The sequence below is a fragment of the Pseudomonas sp. LBUM1670 genome (genome assembly GCF_059695695.1).
In genome coordinates, this window is the sequence record NZ_CP166783.1 from 981,147 (window position 1) to 1,005,961 (window position 24,815).

21 protein-coding genes and 4 pseudogenes are annotated in these 24,815 nt (G+C 58.6%); 12 read left to right on the top strand and 13 right to left on the bottom strand.

The features are described 5' to 3' along the window. Positions 1 to 57: 57 nt before the first annotated feature. From ACA073_RS04420 to cysZ, 4 genes and pseudogenes are all read right to left on the bottom strand, one after another. Entirely contained in the window at positions 58 to 345 is a 288-nt protein-coding gene (locus tag ACA073_RS04420; RefSeq protein WP_497401907.1) for a KilA-N domain-containing protein, read from the bottom strand. A gap of 84 nt (positions 346 to 429) precedes the next feature. Next, a pseudogene (locus tag ACA073_RS04425) lies at positions 430 to 678 on the bottom strand (tyrosine-type recombinase/integrase); the annotation flags it as partial. A gap of 52 nt (positions 679 to 730) precedes the next feature. Beyond that, positions 731 to 2,020 carry a DUF6538 domain-containing protein gene (locus ACA073_RS04430; RefSeq protein ID WP_497401909.1) on the bottom strand — a complete coding sequence of 430 codons (1,290 nt, stop codon included), beginning with the start codon at positions 2,018 to 2,020 and terminating at the stop codon, positions 731 to 733. An 87-nt stretch (positions 2,021 to 2,107) separates the two neighbouring features. Next, on the bottom strand, positions 2,108 to 2,860 hold the full coding sequence (gene cysZ, locus ACA073_RS04435; protein WP_497401911.1) for a sulfate transporter CysZ: 753 nt from the start codon (positions 2,858 to 2,860) through the stop codon (positions 2,108 to 2,110). A gap of 315 nt (positions 2,861 to 3,175) precedes the next feature. On the opposite strand from cysZ, the gene trxB reads away from it, so the two are divergent. Continuing rightward, on the top strand, positions 3,176 to 4,138 hold the full coding sequence (gene trxB / locus ACA073_RS04440) for a thioredoxin-disulfide reductase (protein WP_084318134.1): 963 nt from the start codon (positions 3,176 to 3,178) through the stop codon (positions 4,136 to 4,138). Positions 4,139 to 5,033: 895 nt separating this feature from the next. On the opposite strand, the gene ACA073_RS04445 is transcribed toward trxB, so the two are convergent. From ACA073_RS04445 to ACA073_RS04475, 7 genes are all read right to left on the bottom strand, one after another. After that, entirely contained in the window at positions 5,034 to 6,284 is a 1,251-nt protein-coding gene (locus ACA073_RS04445) for a 2-aminoadipate transaminase (protein WP_497401913.1), read from the bottom strand. A gap of 231 nt (positions 6,285 to 6,515) precedes the next feature. After that, positions 6,516 to 6,854, bottom strand: coding sequence for a HopJ type III effector protein (locus ACA073_RS04450; protein WP_497401915.1), 339 nt, complete (start codon positions 6,852 to 6,854; stop codon positions 6,516 to 6,518). Continuing rightward, a complete protein-coding gene (locus ACA073_RS04455) occupies positions 6,847 to 7,143 on the bottom strand; it encodes a DUF1244 domain-containing protein (RefSeq protein ID WP_008026968.1) in 297 nt (98 codons plus the stop codon). Before ACA073_RS04455 ends, ACA073_RS04450 begins: the two co-directional genes overlap by 8 nt. A 68-nt stretch (positions 7,144 to 7,211) precedes the next feature. Continuing rightward, positions 7,212 to 7,583 carry a dihydroneopterin triphosphate 2'-epimerase gene (folX, locus tag ACA073_RS04460; RefSeq protein ID WP_461951846.1) on the bottom strand — a complete coding sequence of 124 codons (372 nt, stop codon included), beginning with the start codon at positions 7,581 to 7,583 and terminating at the stop codon, positions 7,212 to 7,214. A 2-nt stretch (positions 7,584 to 7,585) separates the two neighbouring features. After that, positions 7,586 to 8,146 carry a GTP cyclohydrolase I FolE gene (gene folE, locus ACA073_RS04465; protein ID WP_497401917.1) on the bottom strand — a complete coding sequence of 187 codons (561 nt, stop codon included), beginning with the start codon at positions 8,144 to 8,146 and terminating at the stop codon, positions 7,586 to 7,588. A gap of 21 nt (positions 8,147 to 8,167) precedes the next feature. Beyond that, entirely contained in the window at positions 8,168 to 8,878 is a 711-nt protein-coding gene (folM, locus tag ACA073_RS04470) for a dihydromonapterin reductase (RefSeq protein ID WP_497401919.1), read from the bottom strand. 247 nt (positions 8,879 to 9,125) lie between these two features. After that, positions 9,126 to 9,695 (bottom strand): antibiotic biosynthesis monooxygenase, encoded by a 570-nt coding sequence (locus ACA073_RS04475; protein WP_497401921.1) that lies wholly within the window; start codon positions 9,693 to 9,695, stop codon positions 9,126 to 9,128. 211 nt (positions 9,696 to 9,906) lie between these two features. Between ACA073_RS04475 and ACA073_RS04480 the strand changes: the two genes are divergently transcribed. Then, a complete protein-coding gene (locus ACA073_RS04480) occupies positions 9,907 to 10,866 on the top strand; it encodes a MerR family transcriptional regulator (RefSeq protein ID WP_497401923.1) in 960 nt (319 codons plus the stop codon). A gap of 1 nt (position 10,867) precedes the next feature. Here the strand turns inward: ACA073_RS04480 and ACA073_RS04485 are convergent, their stop codons facing one another. Both ACA073_RS04485 and ACA073_RS04490 read right to left on the bottom strand, forming a co-directional pair. Beyond that, positions 10,868 to 11,473 carry a hypothetical protein gene (locus ACA073_RS04485; RefSeq protein ID WP_497401925.1) on the bottom strand — a complete coding sequence of 202 codons (606 nt, stop codon included), beginning with the start codon at positions 11,471 to 11,473 and terminating at the stop codon, positions 10,868 to 10,870. Between the two features lie 55 nt (positions 11,474 to 11,528). Beyond that, positions 11,529 to 12,005, bottom strand: coding sequence for a PAS domain-containing protein (locus ACA073_RS04490; RefSeq protein ID WP_497401927.1), 477 nt, complete (start codon positions 12,003 to 12,005; stop codon positions 11,529 to 11,531). Positions 12,006 to 12,104: 99 nt separating this feature from the next. Here ACA073_RS04490 and ACA073_RS04495 point away from each other — a divergent pair, with 99 nt between their 5' ends. The 10 genes and pseudogenes from ACA073_RS04495 to ACA073_RS04540 all read left to right on the top strand — a co-directional run bounded on the left by ACA073_RS04495 (position 12,105) and on the right by ACA073_RS04540 (position 24,720). Further along, on the top strand, positions 12,105 to 12,563 hold the full coding sequence (locus ACA073_RS04495) for a flavodoxin (RefSeq protein ID WP_497401929.1): 459 nt from the start codon (positions 12,105 to 12,107) through the stop codon (positions 12,561 to 12,563). A gap of 174 nt (positions 12,564 to 12,737) precedes the next feature. Continuing rightward, entirely contained in the window at positions 12,738 to 13,520 is a 783-nt protein-coding gene (locus ACA073_RS04500; RefSeq protein WP_497401931.1) for a class II aldolase/adducin family protein, read from the top strand. Next, entirely contained in the window at positions 13,520 to 14,422 is a 903-nt protein-coding gene (locus ACA073_RS04505; RefSeq protein ID WP_497401933.1) for an alpha/beta fold hydrolase, read from the top strand. Before ACA073_RS04500 ends, ACA073_RS04505 begins: the two co-directional genes overlap by 1 nt. A 109-nt stretch (positions 14,423 to 14,531) precedes the next feature. Then, a complete protein-coding gene (locus ACA073_RS04510; RefSeq protein WP_497401935.1) occupies positions 14,532 to 15,443 on the top strand; it encodes an SDR family oxidoreductase in 912 nt (303 codons plus the stop codon). Between the two features lie 925 nt (positions 15,444 to 16,368). After that, complete coding sequence (locus tag ACA073_RS04515; RefSeq protein ID WP_497401937.1) at positions 16,369 to 16,725, top strand: DUF6124 family protein; 357 nt, start codon at positions 16,369 to 16,371, stop codon at positions 16,723 to 16,725. A gap of 116 nt (positions 16,726 to 16,841) precedes the next feature. Beyond that, positions 16,842 to 18,223, top strand: a pseudogene (locus ACA073_RS04520) (hypothetical protein). Then, entirely contained in the window at positions 18,220 to 18,603 is a 384-nt protein-coding gene (locus ACA073_RS04525; protein WP_497401938.1) for a hypothetical protein, read from the top strand. The pseudogene ACA073_RS04520 and the gene ACA073_RS04525 overlap by 4 nt, the downstream one beginning before the upstream one ends. 238 nt (positions 18,604 to 18,841) lie before the next feature. Then, positions 18,842 to 20,634 (top strand): annotated as a pseudogene (locus ACA073_RS04530) (DUF1302 domain-containing protein). Between the two features lie 23 nt (positions 20,635 to 20,657). Beyond that, positions 20,658 to 22,025, top strand: a complete 1,368-nt coding sequence (locus ACA073_RS04535) for a DUF1329 domain-containing protein (protein WP_497401939.1) — start codon at positions 20,658 to 20,660, stop codon at positions 22,023 to 22,025. 140 nt (positions 22,026 to 22,165) lie between these two features. Then, positions 22,166 to 24,720: pseudogene (locus ACA073_RS04540) on the top strand (LuxR C-terminal-related transcriptional regulator). The last annotated feature ends 95 nt before the right edge of the window (positions 24,721 to 24,815 follow it).

Here is a 24,815-nt window from a genome sequence, read left to right on the forward strand (position 1 = left end):
CGCTTACCCTGCTCACCTTGGAAAACGTACTGACTCACAGCCTGACCGTTAGCATTTTTAACATCCCCCATTGGGGGATGTTAAATTACTGATTGATCGGCCACCCCCATTAGTTACCAAGCGGTCATAAGTACGGATCACATTCAGGTGGTACTCGGGGCTAATCCACATCGCGTAGGCGTAGATCAATTCCTTGACGGCGAATGTGCCGCCATGTCGGCCCCGCTTAGCGGTAATTCCGGGAATTCCCGGTTTTAAAACCGCGTCTACCAACTCCTGTGTTGAAGGCTGCCGCAGCCAGTCAGAAGGCTGGTGTCGCCTCTCCCCTCCACTTGCACTGGACATCGTTAAGGCAATACCGGCCCTCGCTGTCTTTGCGAGCGGTGATATCGTCGATTACGACTTCTTGTGTCTGGTAGTCGGACAAACTTACAACTTGATCTGAGAAATGGCCTCTGCCATCGCCTTGAGTAGGCTGCGGCTTCCATAGATGCTGAAGGTAACCGCGCCATCCTCGTGTCCAGCGATACGTTTGATCAATGAGTCCTGTACCCCGGCATCTCGCAGGTCATCAATGAGCGTGTGGCGGAAACTGTGGAACGTCTTCTTCGGGTCGGTGATGCCCAGCTTCGTCTTGTATCGACCGAACCACTTCGACGGGGCATGGCCCAGCTTCCCCGCACGCTCTGCATATCCCAGTCGACGAGCAGCACAAAGCCCGCCAGTCTCTCTAGCCGCTGGGCAGCAGACCTGCCGCTTTCGCAAGACTAGGTAGTTTCTGTATCTCCAAGGCCATTCGTGAGAGCGGGTTGATGCCGTAACTGTCCCCGATGTGCCCTGAAGCATGCCCTGTGATCCAGTCGCTAACTTCTTTGGGGATGCCATGCTCCCTGGCCAGAGTTTTGAAACTGTGTCGGAACGCGTGAAGGGGATGGCGCCCTGGTAGATAGACTCCGCAGAGCTGAGTGATCGGACGCCAGAATTTGGAGACGATTCCTGCAAAACCATCGGAGACTTTGACTAACTGGGGGAAAACCCTCGTCCCAGGCTCGCGTCCTTTTACGAGCGTCAACAAGCCAAGGGCGATCAGGTCTGGATGGACAGGAATTTCCCTGCGGCTGCTGTCTGTCTTTACGGACTTGTCGGGGCGGTCGTCAATGACGCGAATGAACCAGGAGTGCCCTTCGTGCTGGTGAATGTCTTCAACATACAGCTGGGCCAGTTCTTCGCGACGGCCACCAGTGTAAGCGGCTATCAACGGTATCCAGAACACTGCGTTACCCGGACGGCCCTCGGCAGTTCGAAGCTGCTGAAACTCTGCATGACTGAATAGTGTGACCAGTTCGCTCCAGCTATACCCTCGGTTATCGTCCAGGCGGCGTTTCGGTTTACCTGATCCTATACGCTTGTGAATCCGTGACGTACTGACGGGATTTGTTTCAATCAAGCCAGAGTCCACCGAAAACGTGAGCACCGATGACAACCTTGCCAAGAGCAGTCGCGTAGAAGAGACCGCAAGCGGTTTAACGCCGGGATCCGATGGCTGGATCAGGGTGGTAGCGAACTTGTGGATATCAGAAGGCTGGATTGCCGCAATGGGCATGTCGCCCATGCCATTGATGTACCGATTGACGGCACGGCTGTAGTCGACTGCGTGACGCCGCGATACGTATTCAGACCTACCCGACATGGAGATGGACTGAACGTAACTCGCAAGAGCTGCTGACAGCAATATGCAGGGTTCTGACTGTACTGGCAGTAAAGGAGTAGTTACGGCCGTCGTGACTCCTTCAGGCTTAAGGTGGCTGATGTAGATCCCTTGACGGGCATCATTGAACAATCGCTCGGAGTCCGCATACGCAACGGCAAATGCCGCCTTCGCTTCGCGGTGGTTTCGAGTGTTCAGCGAACGGCGTATTTCAGTCTTGCCGATGATGTGCCTTAGATCATCCGGCACCCTGCGTCGGAGGTAGTAGATGCCCGAGTTGGGGTGCCGGAATGGTTGCGCGATTAGAGCCATGTGTACCAGCCATGTGTATCAGTGGGCTGGGAAAGGGCTGTTCAAGCGTGATCAGCAAACGCGTTTTTTCATTCAGTTGTGACAGGCTCAGCGTTGCGTCACCAGACTCTCTGCGCCGCGCTCCCGCACCCAAAACAACGTCGCCCCCGCCACCGCCGCCGGCATCATCAGAATGTTGACCACCGGAATCAGCAACACCAGATAAACACTCCCGCCGAAACTCATGCTCTGCCAGCGCTTCTCGCGCAGCCAGGCGAGCATCTCGTTCCAGCCGAGTTTGTGGTTGTCCGCCGGGTAGTCGATGTACTGGATCGCCATCATCCACACCCCGAACAGCAGCCACAGCGGTGCGGCGATGATGTTCACCACGGGGATGAACGAAAGGATGAACAGCCCGATCGCCCGTGGCAGGAAGTAGCCGAGTTTGCGCATTTCCCGAGCCAGGGTGCGCGGGATCATGGCGATCAGTTCGCCCCAGCTGAAGGCCGGGAAGTCGTCGGTGCCGCGCACCACCACTTCGACCTTCTCCGCGAGAAAACCGTTGAACGGCGCTGCGATGACATTGGCGAGCATGGTGAAGGTGAAGAACACCATCAGCACCACCAGCACCACGAAAATCGGCCAGAGTACGTAGCTGAGAAAACTCAGCCAGTCGGGCAGGGACGGCATCAGCGTATCGACCCACAGACTGAATTGATGGCCGGCCAAATAGATCAATCCGACGAACAGCACCAGATTGATTGCCAGCGGCAACAACACGAACAAACGCAGGCTGGGGCTCAGGACCAGCTTGAGGCCTTCGCGCAGGTATTGCGGGCCGGACAGAACAGGGGCGGGCATATCGTGCTCCGAGCAGAGGGGAAACGCGCCGACCTTACCGGCTTTGCCTTACAGGCGAAAGCTCGGTCGCAGCATCGACATCAACTGTAACAAAGGCGCCTATATATAAGCTGTAACAGGATAGAGACCGCCTATGAGCTGGATTGTTAAACCGTATTTCCTTAATCTTCGCCCCCTCGATACGCTGCACCCATTCTTTTTACAGGACTGTCGAGTTCAAGCCTTCCCCAAGTGCTTTCAACGGTCCTTTTTTATTCCCGCCGGTAAGCCGGCGTTCCGCGCCAGGTGTTTCGGGCCGGTCAACAGGAGCAGGTCATGTCTGAAGTCCGTCATTCGCGAGTGATTATTCTCGGTTCCGGCCCTGCCGGTTACAGCGCCGCGGTCTATGCCGCCCGTGCCAACCTCAAGCCACTGCTGATCACCGGCATGCAAGCCGGCGGTCAACTGACCACCACCACCGAAGTCGATAACTGGCCGGGCGATGTCCACGGCCTGACCGGCCCGGCGTTGATGGAGCGCATGAAAGAGCACGCCGAGCGCTTTGAAACCGAGATCGTTTTCGATCACATCAATGCCGTGGACTTCGCTGCCAAGCCTTACACCCTGACCGGCGACAGTGCGACCTACACCTGCGACGCCCTAATCATCGCCACCGGCGCCAGCGCGCGTTACCTCGGTCTGCCGTCGGAAGAAGCGTTCATGGGCAAAGGCGTTTCGGCCTGCGCCACCTGCGACGGTTTCTTCTATCGCAACAAGCCAGTGGCCGTGGTCGGTGGCGGCAACACCGCTGTCGAAGAAGCGCTGTACCTGGCCAACATCGCCAGCACGGTGACCCTGATCCACCGTCGCGAAACCTTCCGCGCCGAGAAGATCCTGATCGACAAGCTCAATGCCCGCGTGGCCGAAGGCAAGATCATCCTGAAACTGAATTCGAACCTGGACGAAGTCCTGGGCGATAACATGGGCGTGACCGGTGCCCGTCTGAAGAACAACGACGGCAGCTTCGACGAGCTGAAAGTCGACGGCGTGTTCATCGCCATCGGCCACACCCCGAACACCTCGTTGTTCGAAGGTCAGTTGACGTTGAAAGACGGCTATCTGGTGGTGCACGGCGGTCGTGAAGGCAATGCGACTGCGACCAACGTCGAGGGTATCTTCGCGGCCGGTGACGTGGCTGACCACGTTTACCGTCAAGCGATCACCTCCGCCGGCGCTGGCTGCATGGCGGCACTGGACACCGAGCGATACCTCGACGGTCTGCAGAACGCTTCGTTCTGATTCTGTTGAAATGAAAAAACCGGCTTCGGCCGGTTTTTTTGTGCCCACGATTCCACCGCCAATACAGCTCTAGTGTGGGAGCGGGCTTGCTCGCGAAGAGGGCGTGTCAGTCGACATTAATGTGCCTGATACACCGCCTTCGCGAGCAAGCCCGCTCCCACATGGGTCTAGACCGATTATCAGACAAGCTTCGCCAAGCACGCTTCCAGAATATCCAGCCCTTCCACGATTCCACGGTCAATACAGCTCTAGTGTGGGAGCGGGCTTGCTCGCGAAGAGGGCGTGTCAGTCGACATTAATGTGCCTGATACACCGCCTTCGCGAGCAAGCCCGCTCCCACATGGGTCTAGACCGATTATCAGACAAGCTTCGCCAAGCACGCTTCCAGAATATCCAGCCCTTCCACGATTCCACGGTCAATACAGCTCTAGTGTGGGAGCGGGCTTGCTCGCGAAGAGGGCGTGTCAGTCGACATTAATGTGCCTGATACACCGCCTTCGCGAGCAAGCCCGCTCCCACATGGGTCTAGACCGATTATCAGACAAGCTTCGCCAAGCACGCTTCCAGAATATCCAGCCCTTCCACGATTCCACGGTCAATACAGCTCTAGTGTGGGAGCGGGCTTGCTCGCGAAGAGGGCGTGTCAGTCGACATTAATGTGCCTGATACATCGCCTTCGCGAGCAAGCCCGCTCCCACATGGGTCTAGACCGATTATCAGACAAGCTTCGCCAGGCACGCTTCCAGAATATCCAGCCCTTCCACGATTCCACGGTCAATACAGCTCTAGTGTGGGAGCGGGCTTGCTCGCGAAGAGGGTGTGTCAGTCGACATTAATGTGCCTGATACACCGCCTTCGCGAGCAAGCCCGCTCCCACATGGGTCTAGACCGATTATCAGACAAGCTTCGCCAGGCACGCTTCAAGAATATCCAGCCCTTCCTCCAGCACCGCTGCCTCGGTGGTCAACGGTGCTAACAGTCGAATGATGTGGCGCGATTTGCCACTGGGCATCAGCAGCAACCCGGCTTCTCGGGCCAGGGCCAGCAGTTGCGTCAACTGGGCAGGGGCGGGAGATCCGTCGGCGTTGGCCAGTTCGATGCCGCGCATGGCGCCGACGCCGGTCAGGCGTCCGAGAAAGGGGGAAATCCTGTTGGCGCGCCAGGCTTCGTAACGGCTGACGATCGCTTCTTCCTGCTGCGTGCCCCAGGCATGCAGGTTGGCGTCGGTCATTTCGTCGAGCGTCGCCAACGCGGCAGCGCAAGCAATGGGATTGCCCGAGTAAGTGCCGCCGAGTCCGCCCTTGGGCAAGGTGTCGAGCAGCGCTTTGCGCCCGACCACCGCACCCAACGGCACACCGCCTGCGATGCTTTTGCCGAGCAGGATCAGGTCCGGCTCGATGCCCAGGCGTGAAAACGCAAAGCGCTGGCCGGTGCGGCCGAAACCGGACTGGATTTCATCGGCGATCAACAGGATGTTTTTTTCATCGCAGAAGCGTCGCAACGCCTGAGCGAACTCGACGTCCATGGCCAGGAAACCGGCTTCACCCTGCACCGGCTCGACGATAAAATACGCCACGTCTTCGACATCGATTTCGACACTGAACAGTCGATCCATGGCCTTCAGCGCTTCGGCGCAGGTCACGCCGTTGTCTTTGCTGGGAAAGGGCAGGTGATACACCGGCCCGGGCAGTACACCGACTTTCTGTTTGTAGGGCGCGACTTTGCCGTTCAGGTTGAGGGTGGCGAGTGTGCGTCCGTGAAAGGCGCCGTCGAAGGCGATGACGGCCGTGCGACCGGTCGCGCCCCGGACGATCTTCAAAGCGTTTTCCGCCGCTTCCGCGCCGCTGTTGGTGAGCATGCCGCTGACCGGGTAATCCACCGGAATAAACCCGGCCAGGCGATCCATGAAGTCGAGGTAAGGCATGTGCGGAGCCGCGTTGAACGCGTAGTGTGTCAGCCGGGTGGCTTGATCGCGAATGGCCTCGACGATGCGCGGATGGCAATGGCCGAGGTTCAGCACGCCGATGCCGCCGACAAAGTCGATGTAGCGCTTGCCATCGATGTCCCAGACCTCGGCATTTTTGCCGTGGCTGAGCGTGACGGGATGAACGATGTTGATCGACCGGCTGATGGTTTCGCTGCTCATGGATGACCGACTCTGAAGAAGGAATGCTTCTTTTATCTAAGCCGCGAGCAGTGGTGTCCGGCAAACGAAATAAAGTTGCCGGGTCAATCTTAAAAGTCGGGAAGTGCGGTTGCACAGCTGAATGTAGGAGCGAGCTTGCTCGCGAAAAACCCGAGACCGCCACGGGGTTTCAGCCTAAGCGCGTCATCGTTCACGACCTTCGCGAGCAAGCTCGCTCCTACAAAAAAACGTTCAGCGCCGGGTGAGAGGGGGCTGGATGAGTTTCACCCCGGCCAGACCATGGGCGATTAGTGCACGGATATTGCCGTGATCGCTGCCTTCAGGCGTAGCCACGACGGAACGGTAATGCTCGCCAAACGCGAACAGTGCTTCTTCATCGCTCAGACCTTCCAGCAGCGCCAGACCCAAGGTTTTGCAGGAACCTTCGTTCTGCCCGGCGGCGTTTTCCACACCACCGTTGTTGAAAGCCTGGGGCTGGTAGTCGTAACCCGCGGCGATGAACGCCAGGGTGTCGGCAAAAACGTGTTCGCCGCTCTTGAGGCTGGCGCGCAGGGTGTTCAAATCACTCATTGGGTTTTCCTTTGGCGAACGCCGCTTGTTGTTCGGCGCTGGCTTCTTGCTGGTATTGGGCTTTCCACTCGGCGTACGGCATGCCGTAGACCACTTCGCGGGCGTCATCGAGGCTGACCTCGATCTGGCGTTCGTCTGCCGCGGCCTTGTACCACTTGGACAGGCAATTGCGGCAGAAACCCGAGAGGTTCATCAGGTCGATGTTCTGCACATCCTTGCGGCTGTCCAGATGCGCGACCAACCGGCGGAAGGCGGCGGCTTCAAGTTCGAGGCGTTGTTGGTCAGTCATGATGGGCTCTGTGCTTTCAAGTCGTGCGCGAGATGATAAAAGCCTGACGCACGATGCGCCAGACGCGGTCAGCGGCTCGCGGCCAAGGTGATCGACACCGACTCGGCGAAACGCAGGGCATGGGGTTTGTCGACTTCGACCTCGGCGTACAGCACCGACGCGTTGGTCATGACCAGATCAAGAATTTCCTGGGTCAGGCGCTCAAGCAGGGCGAAGCGATTGCCCTCCACGTGAGCAATGATCGCCTTGGTGATGGTCCGGTAATTCAGCGCGTGATCGATGTCGTTGTCACGCACCGCTTCCTGAGCGGCGTACAGAATGGTCAGGTTGATCAGCACATCCTGCTTGTTGAGGATTTCATCCTCGTTGATCCCGATGAACGTCCGCAGGCACAGGTCCTTGACCCGGATACGTGCCATTCCTGGTTGAAGTTGTGGCATTGCTACTTGCTCCGTCCAATCAATTGCAGAAACTCCTGGCGGGTGTTGCTCGACTCGCGGAAGGCGCCGAGCATCACCGAGGTGTTCATGGTCGAATTCTGTTTCTCGACGCCGCGCATCATCATGCACATGTGTCGGGCTTCGATGACCACCGCGACACCCGCGGCACCGGTCACCTGTTGCACGGCGTCGGCGATTTGCCGGGTGAGATTTTCCTGGATTTGCAGGCGACGGGCGAACATGTCCACCAACCGCGCAATCTTCGACAGGCCCAGCACTTTACCCGTTGGAATATAAGCCACATGCGCCTTGCCGATGAAGGGCAACAGGTGATGTTCACACAGCGAGTACAGCTCGATGTTGTCGACAATGATCATTTCATCGTTGTCGGAGGCGAACAACGCGCCGTTGACGATTTCTTCGACACTCTGTTCATAACCGTGACACAGGTACTGCATGGCTTTGGCCGCGCGCACCGGCGTATCGAGCAGACCTTCGCGGTCGGGATTTTCACCGAGGCCGATGAGGACCTCGCGATAGCTCTGGGACAGGGATAACGTCATGGAACATCCTCGCGGGCCAATCTATTTGAGGTGCCGTCCGCCGTTGACGGTCAGGGTCGTGCCGGTGACATAAGGGTTGTCGAGCAAATAGCGCAGGCTCTGGTAGATCACTTCGCTGCCGGGTTCGATGCCCAGCGCTGACTTGGCCAGGACCTTGGCGCGGTAGGCCGCATCGTCGTCGGGATTAAACAGTAGCAGGGCCGGAGCGATGCCGTTGACCTTGATGTCCGGTGCGAACTTCGCGGCAAAGGACAGGGTGAGACTGTCGAGCCCGGCTTTGCTGGCGCAGTAGCCGATGTGCTTGCTGCTGCCCTTGCGGGTGACATCATCGCTGATGTGCACGATGTCGGCCGGGCTCGAGCGTTGCAGCAAATCGGCGCAATGCAGGTTGATCAGGTAGGGCGCCAGCATGTGCACGCTGAACAGGCGGGTGAAGGCAGCGGCGTCGGTGTCCGGCGTTTCGGTCAACCATTCGGAGGCGTTGTGGATGATCGCGCGCAGGCTGTCGGTGTGGTTTTTCAGTTCGCTGATGAAGGCGAAAATTCCGGCTTCGGTGGAAAGATCTGCGAATACCGCCGTCGCGCCCAGGTCACGCAACGCCTGTACGCCGGGGCGTTCAGTGCGATAGCTGAAGATCACGGCATGGCCGTCTTCGAGCAGACGCTGCGCGCAGTGCAGGCCGACACGCTGGCCGGCACCGGTAATGAGGATTGGGGCGGATGAAGAAGTCATGAACGGCTCGCGTCGCGGTAAGAGCAAAACTATACCAGCGACGGGAGCGGTCTACCTATTGGTGCGGCAATCACTGTGGGAGCGAGCCTGTGTGGCGAGGGGATTTATCCCCGTTCGGCTGCGAAGCAGTCGTAAACCATTGTGTGCGGGGTACCTGATGCACCGCAATTTTCGACTTCGGGGCCGCTTCGCAGCCCAACGGGGATAAATCCCCTCGCCACACAGGCTCGCTCCCACAGGGGGGGTATCAGTGGTTTTGAGGTGAGGGCTCGGCGGGCAATGGACGTGCAGGTGTGCTTTGCAGCCAGCCGGCCAGCACCCGGGTCGACAGCGGGATAAAGACGTAAACCATCAACGGCGTCAGGCACAGCGTGCTGATCAACACCCGAGGCAGCAGGCTCATTTCGCCGAGCAACGGCCCCAGCACAAAGTTGAACAGCAACGACACCGGAAAGAACGCCAGCCAGATCGCCACGGCCTGTTTCCAGCGTGGCGGACGTTGCCCGGCAGCGCCGAACCAGCCTTCGATACCGCTCACGCGATGTTCCGTCTTATGCGCAAACAGGTCGCTGCCGCGTGCAAGCCAGGCAGTACGCGAGGCGGAATGCTCCCAGGCGTGCATGGTCTGCTCGTTGGCGAAACGGAAAATAATCTGGAATTCGTCGTCGTCGGGCGGCGGGGCAAGCACGCCTGAGCCGAGATAACCCTGGAAGTCGGTGGCCAGTTGTTCGCCTTCGCGCAACCAGGCCATCAGGTCCTGATAACGCCCATCGGTGACGCGGCGCGCAACCATCAGCGTGACGGGTGAGGTAGACATTTTGTATCTCCGTATGACAATCGCGAACCTCCGGGTAGGAGGTTCGCCAGGCGCAGCGCCGGGGTGGTGGGCTGCGTCTCGGAACAAGCAAGGATTATTCCGGATTCTACAGGTTATGCCCCTGACAATCGTCGTTCATCTATGTCTTGAATGATGACGGGGCAAGAGAGTTAGAATGGGATCCAATTTTTACACGGTCGTTGAATGCCCAATGCCTGTCTTGACTGACGATGTCACTGCTACTCCGAAGGCTGTTCCGCTTGACCGGGAAGAGCTGTTTCCGATTCGCGAGGTGTCTCGGCTGACAGGTGTCAACCCGGTCACGCTACGGGCTTGGGAGCGCCGTTATGGTTTGATCCAGCCTACGCGCACCGAAAGCGGGCATCGGTTGTATGCGATGGCCGATATCGAGCGGGTCCACAGCATCCTTGGCTGGATCGACCGCGGCGTCGCTGTCAGCAAGGTTGGCAAGATCCTGGCCCGGACCGCGCCGCTTCAGGCGCTGTCACACCTCATCCCCAATGAACTGGTGCAAGCTGACTACGCGCAGTGGCAGGAACAGGTCAAAGCGGCCGTCAGCGCGTTTGATGAGGTCCAGCTGGAGCAGGTCTATGGACAGATCTTTTCCAGTTACCCCCTGGCGGTGGCGTTCCAGGACATTCTGATTCCGCTCTGGCAGCAATTGCTGCAACGCCATGAGGGGTTCGGTCAGGCAAGCGAGTGGCTTTTTCTGGATGGCTTTCTGCGTTCTCGCGTGTTGCAGCGGCTGCTGCTGGTGCGTGTCATGCAGCCGCGACGCTTGATTGTCGGTGCCCTTAACGATCAATGTCGCGAGCTTGAAGTGCTGCTCACGGCGCTGTATCTGAGCAGTGCCGATTCGGCTATTCAATTGCTGGCGATCGGTCAGCCCTTCGACGAATTGACCCTGGTTTGCGAAAGAGTCAAACCACAGGCGTTGGTGCTGGTGTCCAATCATGCACCCGCCCCTGATCTACCGCGGCGTTTGAACCGGCTGGCCATGAGCCTGGATTGCCAGTTGATGCTGGCCGGTGATGCGTCCGATCTGGCGCAAGATAGCCTGAGCGGATCGTCCATTGGCTGTTTGGGTAATGAGGGAATGGTGATTCGTCAGCGTCTGAAACAGTTCCTGGCGGGAAGCCTGGATACCTGAATCAGAGGTGCAGGGCGGGATGCGTCAGCCGGTGCTGCTGAAGGATGTACTGGCGCAGGCGCTCGGTTTCGTCGGTGTCGCTCTGACTTAACTGATACGCGTAGAAACCGTTGTCGGTTTCCTTCTCGAAGGTGCCGCGCATTGCGATCCGTTCATAGCCTGAAGGGCTGAACCACAAGGCGAAATGTTTGGGCGGTTTGGTCTTGTTGCGAACTTCCAGCAGGACGCCTTTGAACGACACCTCGTGCACCCACATCGTACCAGGCTGGCCACTGGCATTTTCCAGGGCGACCGGCTCTTCGAGTACCAGGCGCCATGGCCGGACCATCGGCCCGTCTTCATAGATGCTGGGGACGCCGAGGCGTAAATGCAGCGCATGAAACTCGTCTTCCACCAGATGCAGCGGGAAGGTCATTTGCTGATTTTCGAAATTGGCCTGGATGGTGACTTGCTCATGTGCGGCAAGGCGCGTGAGCAGGTCACGGATTTGCGAACCACCATTGACGAGCAGGCTCGACGTCGCATCCCGTACATTGAGTTGCGGGTTGTGTTGCATGGTCTGGATGAAATCCAGCTCATCCTGGGTCAGGAGTGCGTCGCGTTGCATGATCTGCTCGAAAGAAATAGTTACAAAACCATCCGGTGATTGTAGTTAATGACATTCAATTCTTGATTTGGTTTTCGCCGTTCGTCGCTTTTAACGCGGCAAGCTCTTTTTGAAGCCCGGCCACTTGCGCCTCAAGCTGTGTTACCCGCTGCTGCGCCTTGACCTGAACAGTCACATCTTTTTGTACGCCGACAAAATAGGTCTGACCGTCGCTGGGGTTTTTCACCGTCGAAAGCGAGAGCTCATTCCAGAATGGGGTGCCGTCCTTGCGGTAATTACGCAGGACTTCCCGGCAGGAACCGCCGCTGGCCAACGCCTCGCGAATCAACGGCAGTGCCTCCTGATCGCGGTCTCCCGACTGCAGAAAGCGGCAATCCTGGTAGAGGGTTTCTTCGCTGGTGTAACCGGTCAGGCGTTCGAACGCCGGGTTGACGTAAATCAGAATGTTGTCTTGCTCGCCTTCCTTTTCGGCGATCACGATGCCGTCGTTGGACGCGTTAATCACCATTTGCAGCAGCTGCGCGTTGATCATTGAAGAATCCCTTCCTGATTGATTGGCGTTTGCATTCTAAAAGAACAATGATGTCTGTGCTGTTAATATCCCGGTCTTTTAAGCTTCAGGATCAGATTGATGAAAGTCGCCCTCCTTTCCGGCTCGGTGTACGGCACGGCTGAAGAAGTTGCCCGCCACGCTGCGAACATTTTGAAAACTGCGGGATTCGATATCATTCACAACCCGCGTGCGAGCCTCGCCGATGTTCAGGCCTTCGGCCCCGAAGCCTTTCTGGCAGTGACCTCGACCACCGGCATGGGTGAACTGCCGGATAACCTGCAGCCATTGTATTTTTCCATTCGCGATCAATTGCCGGCGGCCTGGCGTGGTTTGCCGGGCGCCGTGATCGGCCTGGGCGATGCGAGCTACGGCGACACGTTCTGCGGCGGCGGCGAGCTGATGCGTGAGCTGTTCGGCGAACTGGGCATCCGCGAGGTGCTGCCGATGCTGCGCCTGGACGCCAGCGAAAGCGTCACGCCGGAAACCGATGCCGAGCCCTGGCTGGCGGAACTGGTCACGGCCCTGCGGGGCTGTTGAACAGGGGCGCTGCGCCCTTGTTGGCGTCGGTACTTTGACATGGATCCAAGCTTGGTTGCGCACTGACTCGCTAAGCCATCAAGCTGGCTGCCAATGCAACTACATGAACCTCGAGGGCTGACTAGACTCGGTAGTCATTGGAAACACTCCATAATAAAAAGCGAGGTCCTTGACGTGAGCGTAGCCCCCCTTCAATCGCCCCACAGTGTCAAAGACCAGGTCAGCGCCGCCGAGTGGCAGACCCGTGTCGATCTGGCGGCCTGTTATCGCCTGGTCGCCCTGCATGGCTGGGATGATCTGATTTTCACCCACATTTCCGCCAAGGTGCCCGGCACCGAAGACTTCCTGATCAACCCGTTCGGGCTGATGTTTCATGAGATCACGGCGTCGAGTCTGGTGAAGGTCGATCAGGCCGGCAACAAGCTGATGGACAGCCCTTACGAGATCAACCCGGCGGGGTACACCATCCACAGCGCCGTGCATGAAGTGCGTCACGATGTGGTTTGCGTGCTGCATACCCACACGGCCTCGGGCGTTGCGGTGTCGGCGCAGAAGCAAGGCATTCTGCCGATCAGCCAGCAGTCATTGTTCGTCCTGTCCAGTTTGGCCTACCACGCCTACGAAGGCGTTGCGCTGAACCATGAAGAGAAGGCGCGGCTGCAAGCCGACCTCGGTGAAAATAATTTCCTGATGCTGCACAACCACGGTCTGCTGACCTGTGGCGGCACCATCGCCGACACGTTCCTGATGATGTTCACCTTCCAGCGTACCTGCGACATCCAGGTGATGGCGCAGAACGGTGGCGCGGAACTGATCGCCATCGAACCGCAGGTTCTGGCGGGCGCCAAGGCGATGATCGCCGGCGTCACCAAAAGCGCTCAAGGGATGGGTGGCGCGCTGGCCTGGCCAGCGTTGCTGCGCAAACTCGATCAACAAGACGCGGGATATAAACTCTGATGCCTCTTGCCGAGATCCCCCTGTGTGTCTGGCGCAAACGCGGCCAGACGTTCGTATTCCGAGGCCAGACCATTCGTTACTGGACGGCGGGGCAGGGTGAGCCGCTGCTGCTGATCCATGGCTTTCCGACGGCGAGTTGGGACTGGCATTACCTGTGGCAACCTCTGGCCCAGCGCTATCGGTTGATCGCCTGCGACATGCTCGGCTTCGGTGATTCCGCCAAACCGCTGGACCACGAGTACAGCCTGCTGGAGCAAGCCGATCTGCAACAGGCATTGCTGGCGCATTTGAATGTTGAACAACCGGTGCACGTACTGGCCCACGATTATGGCGACAGCGTGGCTCAGGAACTGCTGGCCCGGCATTACGAGTCGAGCATTCATCTGGCCAGTTGCGTGTTCCTCAATGGCGGCCTGTTTCCGGAAACCCATCGCCCGCTACTGATGCAAAAACTGTTGCTCAGCCCGCTGGGCTGGATGATCGGCCGGGCCTTTTCCCGGGCTGCGCTGGTGAAGAGTTTCCGGCAGATTTTCGGGCCACAGAGCCGTCCTACCGAGAGTGAGATGGATGACTTCTGGAGCCTGGTGGACAGCAATCACGGGCCGCGGATCCTGCACAAACTGATTGCCTACATTCCCGAGCGACGCGCCCAGCGCGAACGTTGGGTCAGCGCGATGCAGCGCGGTGATGTGCCGTTGCGGGTGATCGATGGCGCGGCCGATCCGATCTCCGGTGCGCACATGGTCGAGCGCTATAGGAAGTTGATGCCTAAACCGGATACGGTGCTGCTGCCCGGCATTGGCCACTACCCGCAGACGGAAGCGCCAGCGCTGGTGCTTAAACATTATCTGGCGTTTCGCGACCGGCTGATTTTGCCGCCGCGCAAGGCGGCCTGTTCCTGATTATCCCCCAGCCTTATCGAGCACCATTCAGCTTCACCGCTATTCATTGTGACCCGCAACGCCTTGCCTGAGACTCGGACTCATTGTCCCTTGGCCTGGAGTTCCCCCAATGAATGAGCCTGTGCGCTTTGAAGATAAAGTCGTGATCGTCACGGGGGCCGGTGGCGGCCTCGGGCGCGCCCATGCGCTGTTGTTCGCGAAACAGGGCGCCAGGGTGCTGGTCAACGATCTCGGCGGCTCGGCTCAAGGCGAAGGCGCCAACGCTTCTGCAGCCGACCGTGTCGTGGCTGAAATCCGCGAGGCCGGCGGCACTGCCGAGGCCAACCATGACTCCGTCACCGATGGCGACAAACTGGTGCAACACGCTCTCGACGCCTTCGGCCGTGTCGACGTGGTGGTCAACAACGCCGGGATCCTGCGGGACAAGACCTTCCACAAAATGGACGACGCCGATTGGGACCTGGTTTACCGCGTCCACGTCGAAGGCGCCTACAAAGTCACCCGCGCCGCCTGGCCGCACCTGCGCGAGCAAAACTATGGTCGTGTGATCTTCACGGCGTCGACCTCGGGCATTTACGGCAACTTTGGCCAGTCCAACTACGGCATGGCCAAACTCGGTCTCTATGGCCTGACCCGCACGCTGGCCATCGAAGGCCGCAAAAACAACATCCTGGTCAACGCCATCGCCCCCACCGGCGGCACCCGCATGACCGAAGGCCTGATCCCGCCGCAAGTCTTCGAACAACTCAAACCGGAACTGGTCAGCCCGCTGGTGGTGTACCTCGCCAGCGAAAACTGCCAGGAAACTTCCGGGCTGTTTGAAGTCGGTGGCGGCTGGATGGGCAAGGTGCGCTGGGAGCGTAGTCTGGGCGCAGGGTTCGATCCGCGAGTCGGGTTTTCACCGGAAGATGTCGCGGCGCAGTGGCAGCAGATCTGCGATTTCGAAGGGGCAGCGCATCCGAAGGACAACATTGAAGCGCTGAAGGAAATGATGGCGAATTTGCAGAAATACGCCCTCTGATTCCATCGCTTTCGGCAGGCTCGCCTTATTCCAGTCAGTTAAGAGAATTTGTAGGAGCGAGCTTGCTCGCGATGGACTCCAGGACGACGCGTGTATCCAGAAAATACGCGTTATCGTTGGCGTCCATCGCGAGCAAGCTCGCTCCTACAAGCGTCAGTTTTCGCTTAACTGATCGGCATTAGGGCTCGCCTGAGACCTGCCATCCCTCAAAAAACCATCGCCCATAAAAAAGGCCGCTGCAAACGCAGCGGCCAAAGTAAGACGTTGGATCAGGAGCTACAAATCAACGTCAGTGAGCACGGGGCGATGAGTCGAAAATCTTCGAATCATTCAAATCGGGTGACGATGGGATGAACAACTCACATCCTGTCGCTTTGCGCTTTCCGGCCATTCGCCTTGAAAGCACGAGCAGATTAACTGCTTGAACCGGAGGGAAACATAGCGATTCGTGACATGAACTATTGCAGGATGAGTAACAGTCCCGCGCTACAGAAAATTCGTCAGCGGCTTCCAAGGCTTTCAGTCGTGGTCAGAGTTTGTCGTCCGATTCAACATCGCGTAACGGCGCTTGTTTAAACGACCTCCGTTTTACTTCCTGAAAACTACACGATCTTGCGTCGTTGCCTACGGCGACGCCAGAATCCGCCGGCTTGTGCGTCTTGCACCTCGACTCTATCGTTTACGTGTCGCTGACCATTCAGCGGTCGGGTCTGGAAACCCCGAATTGGAAATGGCGCAAAAGCGCCCCTCATAACGTATGCTTGCGCGCTTTTAAAGTGTGCACTCCGTGTTATGGCGGCTGTGCGCGGGAGACCTTCGGGTCTACCGGGTTGCCGTTTCCCCGGGTTTCCAGCCTGCGTACAGCTGCCACCCCTTCGTCTGGAAACGAGCGGGAGCAGTTCGAATCACGAAACGGAGTTTCACCATGAAAAAGATCACACCCGATCCGCCAGACACCGATCCCGCATCCCCGCACGAACCCGATTTAAACCCAGTCAACGAGGCAGCCGAGCCGCTCCTCCTGTTTCACGTCCCTTCGATTGCTGACATCAAAGCCACCCCTCGCACCATGAGCACACTGTTTACCGTGGACCCGGAAGCCACCACCGAAACCCTTGTGGTTTATCTGGTAGAAACGCTGGCCTCGATCGATGTGATGGTCCATGACTTGGTGGATCATTTGGACGGCAGTTCGCGCAATGCCCTGCTGGGCATTTCCAACAGCATCATGCTGGCGGAGATCACGGCGAATCGAGTGCTGGATCAGATCGATCCGCCTTAGAAGTCAGGGCAATTATTTGTGTTAGTCGTCAGGGCCGCTATCCTGCGTGCCGTACAAAAAGGAGACGACGCGTTCCATGGTTGGTTTGAGCGCGTCATTAACAAGGAGAATGGATTATGTTTCTGCGCCTTATTCGAAGGGTCGATCGCGAACGGTCAGGCATCGGTTTTAACAAAATTGAATCGCCTTTTTTTGCCAAGTCAAAGATTCAGGATGCCCTCGTGCGACCCTGGAACACCCTCAGCGGATTGGATGATTTTATGGTGCTCACGGTCTTACCCGTGGGCATCTGTCTCACAATGAACAGCGTCGACTGCTTGCTTCTGTGGAAAATGGAGATTGGCTGCTGGTCTCCCATCAACCTTTCAGCCCTTTGAGCGAAGACACATTCGGAAAGTATTCGCGAATCACTGGTAAGGGATGGACGGCGGGTTCGCCAGGTTCAGGCGCTGAAAAAAACAGACCTGCGTTGCCTGAAGCCGAGCCTGTCGCAAGACCCCAACCGCAAGAACCCGGCTTCTACGTTGTACCCAAAAGCACGACCCGTGAGCAGCTTGAGGCTGTGCTATTTACCTCCCGCAACCCTGCGGTGATCGGTAAGTTTGAGTCACTGAACCCTAACTTGAGCGACGTCAAAGCCGGTTCGATGATTGTGCTCAGTGATCCCAACAATACGCAGTGCACACGCGAAGAAGCGTTGCTGATGGAAGCGGCCGCCAAGACGAATAATGCACTCAAACCGCTGAGCGCGGATGAGGCTGACTTTATGGCGCGGCACCGGGACGAAATTGAAACCTTTCTGGCTCAAGGTTCGACCGCTATCGGTATGGGTGAAGCGATGTTTGCCAAGAGTCTGGAGGATGTGAAAACCACACTGCGGGATATTGAAGCTCTGCACCAACGAGCGTTCCAAAAAGACGGTCATTTGCGTTCGCCGGAGTTTTTCGCAGAGCGTAAAACCCTGCTTGCGCAGCTGAACACTCGCCTGACCACCTTGACTCGAAAAGGCATCGGTTTCCCGGATCATCCGAACTTGAAGAGCGCGCTGGGGATTTCCAGTCGCAGCTTGGTTCATCGATGGACGAAGGCCGGTGCCGCGGAGCAGATCCCGGGTTATGCGACGCACATTGAGGGTGTGGCGAAGGCGGCTAAAGTCGTTAAGTACGGCGGCTGGATTGGAACAGCACTTGGAGGTGGGGCTTCTTATTTGAAGGTTCAAGAGGTGTGTACGGCCGGTAATGCCGAGGCGTGTGAGCGAATCAAATTTACGGAGACAGGTGGGTTTGCAGGTGGAGTCGTTGGCGGTGCGCTCGCCGGTATGGCACTTACCGGCTCGACGGTCGGAGCATTGTGCATTGGACTGGGCGTGCCCACCGGTGGAATGGCAACACTGGCCTGTGGCGTCGTGGTGGTGGCGGTGGGATCTTTTGCTGGTGGCGGTCTTGGGGGAATGACAGGCGAAATGACCGGTGAAATGATTTACGAGGTGACGCAATGAATACTGCTGAGCTCGTTGTCGGTGGCCTCTGCGGCCTGGTTATAGTTGGCGGATACATTTGGATTGGGGTCGCGTTGCACTTGGCTTATACAAAGATAGACGTACTGCTCGATCATCTGAAAAATTGTTCCGCCATCATGAGTCGAGCACCACTCCGGTTTGGTGGCCCTTGGGGACACTTGTTATTGATCGGCGGTATTTCTGGCATCGTTACATTCCCTGGCTTTTATCTCAAAAGGGGGGAGTTAAGCTCCGACGACTTACGCAACTTGCCTGAACCTTTGAAACGAAAGCTCATCGCGTTGCAGTACTCCGTCATTGGGTTGTTGCTTGCAATGGCATTGTTCGTAGTCATAGGAAAATCCGGGGTACTCAAGTAGCTCCTCTGCGACCTGTTCTAAGTGCGCGAAGGCCAGATCATGTCTGGCTTTTTGCGTTTTTGAACATCATGCCTCCGACTGATAAACCCCCATCCACTCCATCCATACCTCGCGCAAACCAACACCTGCAAGCCCCTTCATCCTTTAGAGGTACACCGCAAATACCTCCTTCGTGCGCTTATCGCCCCCGACCTGCGGCAGTAGGGTGTGGCCTTCTGTCACTCACCGGGGAAGACGCATGACAAAAACAACAATGCGCGCCATCTTCACACCGCAGGCGCTGGCCGCTGCGGTGGCCTTGGGTTGCTGTGCCCAGGCGCAGGCCGTTTCATTCAGCATTGGCGAAATCGAAGGGACTTTCGATTCTTCGTTATCCGTCGGCGCGAGCTGGGGCATGCGCGATGCCGATAAATCGCTGGTGGGCATCGTCAACGGCGGGACCGGCCAGGCATCGACCGGTGACGACGGGCGCCTGAATTTCAAGAAGGGCGAGACCTTCTCCAAGATCTTCAAGGGCATTCACGACCTCGAGTTGAAGTACGGCGACACCGGGGTGTTCGTGCGTGGCAAGTATTGGTACGACTTCGAATTGAAGGACGAAGACCGCGAGTTCAAGCCGATCAGCGATCACAACCGCAAAGAGGGTTCCAAGTCTTCCGGTGCGCAGATCCTCGATGCCTTCGTCTATCACAACTACTCCATCGCCGATCTGCCGGGCACTGTGCGCGCCGGCAAACAGGTGGTGAGTTGGGGCGAAAGTACCTTCATCGGCAACTCGATCAACAGCATCAACCCGGTCGACGTTTCAGCCTTCCGCCGTCCTGGCGCGGAGATCAAGGAAGGCCTGATTCCGGTAACATGCTGTTCGCCTCTCAGGGCCTGACCGACAAGCTCACCGTGGAAGGCTTCTATCAACTGGAGTGGGACCAGACCGTTCTCGACAACTGCGGCACCTTCTTCGGCGGTGACGTGGCGGCGGACGGATGCACCACGGGATACACAGTCGCCAGCCCGGCGATCGCGCCGTTGCAACCGATCGCTGCGGCGTTTGGCCAGGGCTTTCAGGTCGGCCGTGAAGGTGTGATTGTTCCCCGGGGTGGCGACCGCGATGCCCGCGACTCCGGGCAATGGGGCACGGCACTGCGCTGGCTGGGCGACGACACCGAGTACGGTCTGTACTTCATGAACTACCACAGCCGCACGCCGAACGTCGGCACCACCACCGCCGGGCCGGGTACGCTGGCACGGATCCCTGGCATCGTCGCCACGGCCAACGCGATTGCACCCGGCACCGGGTCGGCGCTGGCCCAGAGTGTGATGCTCGGTCGCGGCCAGTATTACCTCGAATACCCGGAAGACATCCGCCTCTACGGCGCGAGCTTCTCCACCACCTTGCCCACCGGCACCGCATGGACCGGCGAGATCAGCTATCGCCCCAACGCCCCTGTGCAGGTCAACAGCACCGACCTGACCCTGGCCTTGCTCAACCCGATCGCGGGCGGCGCGGCTTCGCCGATTGCCACTCGGCCCGGCGCCGATAACAAAGGCTATCGCCGCAAGGAAGTGACACAGGTCCAGAGCACGCTGACGCACTTCATCGATCAGGTCGCAGGGGCCGATCGACTGACCCTGGTGGGTGAGGCGGCGGTGGTCCACGTCGGTGGTCTGGAAGCCCGAAGCAAGCTGCGTTATGGCCGTGACTCGGTGTATGGCGCATACGGTTTCCGCGGCGACAGGGACGGTTTCGTGACCTCAACCTCCTGGGGTTACCGCGCCCGCGCCATCCTTGATTACAACAACGTCATCGCCGGGATCAACTTCAAACCCAACCTGTCGTGGTCCCACGACGTCGCCGGTTACGGCCCCAACGGGCTGTTCAACGAAGGCGCCAAGGCGATCAGCGTCGGCGTCGATGCGGACTATCGCAACACCTACACCGCAAGCTTGAGTTACACCGATTTCTTCGGTGGTGACTACAACACCCTGGAAGATCGCGACTTCCTGGCGTTGAGCTTTGGCGTGAACTTCTGATCTGGCTGAGAAGGATGAATTCAATGCGCAAGATGATTCTGCAATGCGGCGTTCTGGCCCTGAGTCTGTTGGCCGCCGATGTGATGGCCGCGGTATCGGCGGAAGAAGCGAACAAACTCGGCACCAGCCTGACGCCGTTGGGCGCGGAGAAGGCCGGCAACGCCGACGGCTCGATTCCGGCCTGGACCGGCGGCCTGCCGAAAAACGCCGGCGCGGTAGACAGCAAAGGTTTCCTGGCCGACCCGTTCGCCAATGAAAAACCGCTGTTCACCATCACCGCGGCGACGCTCGACAAATACAAGGACAAGCTTTCCGACGGTCAGATCGCGATGTTCAAGCGCTACCCGGAGACCTACAAGATCCCGGTCTACCCGACTCACCGCACGGTGGCCTTGCCACCGGACATCTACGAGTCGGCCAAACGCAGCGCGCTGAACGTGACGCCCATCAACGATGGCAATGGCCTGGCCAATTTCACCGGCAATCGCTACTACGCTTTTCCGATTCCAAAGAACGGCGTCGAGGTGATCTGGAACCACGTCACCCGTTATCACGGCGGCAATTTGCGTCGCACCATCACCCAGGCCACGCCGCAGTCCAATGGCGATTTCACGGTGATCCGCTTCAAGGATGAGGTCGCGGTGCCTTCGCTGCTGGGTGATTTGAAGCCGGGCAGTGACGAGAACGTTCTCAGCTATTTCAAACAGGAAGTGACGGCGCCGGCGCGGCTGGCGGGCAACGTGCTGCTGGTTCACGAGACCCTCGACCAGGTCAAGGAAGCGCGCAAGGCGTGGATCTACAACGCCGGCCAGCGTCGCGTGCGGCGTGCACCGCAAGTCGCCTATGACGGCGTCGGCACGTCGTCCGACGGGCTGCGTACCACCGACAACTTCGACATGTTTTCCGGCGCTCCGGACCGCTACGACTGGAAGTTGATCGGCAAGAAGGAAATGTACATCCCTTATAACAGCTACAAGCTCGACTCGCCGGACCTCAAGTACACCGATGTGATCAAGGCCGGGCACATCAATCAGGACCTGACCCGCTACGAGTTGCACCGGGTCTGGGAGATCGTCGCCACGGTCAAGCCCAACGAGCGGCACGTGTATGCCAAGCGTCACATGTACATCGACGAGGACACTTGGCAAGTGGCGCTGGCCGATCACTACGACGGTCGCGGTCAGCTGTGGCGTGTGGCCGAAGGTCACGCCCAGTTCTACTACGATCACCAGGTTCCGGCCTACACGGTCGAGGCGCTGTATGACCTGATTGCCGGCCGCTACATCGCACTGGGGATGAAGAACGAAGAGAGGCGCAGCTTCGAATTCAACATCGACGCAAAAGCGGGGGATTACACGCCGGCAGCGCTGCGGAGTACAGGGGTTAGGTAATCGTCCTACAGGCTCTTACACACAAAGGTGACCCTTCGGTCACCTTTTTTATAGGTGCAAATCAGTACGCTGAATACTTCTTCAACAAGCTGTGTGGAGAGGACTAGGGTGGCGCCACAATTATAAAAAGGCGCACCACTATGACCGCCATGACCCCGTGTCTGGACCGTCCTGGACTCCTGCCCCGCTTGTCTTCCCATCACCTGTCACGCGACCGGTTGATCGAGCCGTTACTGGCCTCGACAGCACGCGTGAAACTGCTCTGTGCGCCGGCCGGCAGTGGCAAGAGTGCGCTGCTCATCGAATGCCTGTTGCGGGCACCCGAACAGTGTCACGTCTGTTGGCTGCCGCTGGTCGGTGCGTCGTTGAGTGCCGACGAATTTCGCCAGCGGCTGGCTCACGCGCTGGGATCGGATTCAGCGGACGAATCCGGATTGCTGGCGTATCTGACGCAATTGCAAACGCCGACCTGGCTCTGCCTCGATGACTATTGCCGCACGCCCAACCCGGAGCTGGATCTTTTGCTCGACCGGCTATTGGCGATCAGCAGCCCGATGGTCACCTGGTGGCTGAGTGGGCGCCGCCGCCCGCCCTGTAATTGGCCACGCCTGTTGCTGGCAGATGAACTGTACGACTGCGAGCGCGCCACGCTGGCCTTCACGGAAACTGAAATCGCCCGACTGTTGCACCACCTGGAACCGGAGCAGGCCGCCAAACGAGCCGGCCGGATCATCGAGCTGAGTGGCGGCTGGTGCGCGGGCGTGCGGATTGCGCTGCTGCAAAAATGCGATTGGTCGCGTAACGAGCAACTGCACGGTCGACCCGACACGCTGCACGATTACCTTGAGCACGAACTGTTCAGCATTCTGACCCCGGAGCTCACGGAAGCCTGGCGGGTGCTCGCCCATCTGCCGCGTTTCAATGCCCGGCTGTGCGACCATTTGTTCGGTGCGGGAGAGGGCGCCCAGTGCCTGAATACGTTGCAGGCCTTGGGTTGCTTTATCGAGCCTTGGCAAGACTCGGCAGACTGGCTGCAGATTTTCGCGCCCCTCACACAGTTGATGCGCGAAGAACAATGGCCGGAGGGACGCTCCTGGCATCGTCGCGCCTGTCAGTGGTTCGCCGCCGAACTGGACTGGAAAGCCGCCTTTGAACAGGCCTTGCTGGCGGAAGAATTCGAAGTCGCGGTCAGCCTGTTGCAGCATTTCAGTTTCGAGCAGTTGTTCGAGGAGCAGACGGTGGTGCTGTTGTTGCGTCTGCATGAGCGGCAAGGCGAGGAACTGATGCTGGGCTCGCCGCAACTGGTGGGGCTGATCACCGCGGCATTGCTGTTCGCCGGGCGATTCGAGCAGGCGGGGGAATGCATCGAGCATTTATCGCGCTTCATGCCTCAGCCGTCGGCGCTCCAGCAACGGCAGCTGATCGCACGCTGGCAAGCCTTGCAGGGTTGGCTCTTGCATTTGCAGGGGCGCATGGAACCTTCGCGGGCGCATTTGCTGGAGGCGCTCGGCGAACTCGGTCCGGAACTGTGGAGCGCCCGCCTGATGTGCCTGTCCGGCCTGACCCAGCAAGCGCTGCTGCGGGGCGAGCTTGACGTGGCCCACGCCCTCAACCGTGAGGCGTTGTGCCTGGCGCGTGCGCAAGGTTCGCTGGTGTTTGAAGGGCTGCTGGAACTCGACCATGCGCAATTGCTCGAGCAACGGGGCGCATCCGGCAGGGCCGAGCACTTGCTGGCGAACATGCACGATTTGCTCGCCAAACGGCAACCGCTGGCCGAGCCGTTACTCGGGCGGATCGCCTTGCGTCGTGGGCGTCTGAGCCTGTCTCAGGGGCGAGAGGCGCAGGCGGCCGAGTACTTCGAGAGCGGACTGCAGATGTGCCTGCGCAGCCAGGACAAGCGCGTGCTTTACGGTTTTCTCGGTCTCGCGCAGTTGGCCGCCAATCGCCTGGACTATGCCCAGGCCTTTGTCCTTCTGCGTGACGCCGAACGGTTGATGCAGCAACGACGGATTCCCGACACCGTTTACCGGAGCGTCTTGCTGCACATCAGCTGTCATTTCTGGCTGCAACAGGGACGCCCTGAACTGGCCCACGAAGCCTTGACGCGAGTGCTGCGGCACTATCACGGCTCCCATGCACGTCAGGCTCCGCCAGCCACGCTGGAACTGATCCCCTGCCTCGAATATCTGCTGGTACTGACCGACGTTTATCGGGGGCAAGCGCAACCCCTGTGGACCGGCTTCAGTGCCAGTTACAGTGGGCACGGCAGAGGGGGATGGCAGGGCTGCAAGCGCAATTGCACCTGGCACTGGCCGAAGTCGCCTGGTTGACGGGTGACACGCCTTTGGCGCGCCAGTCGCTACAGGAAGGATTCATCCTGATCGAGCGCTGCAACCTGCAACAGATCCTGCGCGATCTTCAGTTGCGCCAGCCTCTACTGTCGGACGCTCTCGGACGCGCCGAGTCGGGTCACGCTCCCGAGCCGATGGCGTCGCTGCAGAACAGTTTGAGTCAGCGTGAAATAGAAGTCCTTGAACTAGTGGCTCTGGGCAATTCCAATCAACAAATTGCCGATCAGTTGTTCATATCGTTACATACCGTAAAAACCCATGCGCGGCGAATTAACGGGAAGTTGGGAGTGGAGCGTAGAACACAAGCAGTGGCCAAGGCGAAAGTGTTGGGATTGGTTATTTAAGGCATGTGTGATCGTTTACGAATGCACACACGTTACGGGTTGTACTTCGAATGCCGAGCTGTTTATAAGTTGTGCTTCGACCCGCTCATCGGATA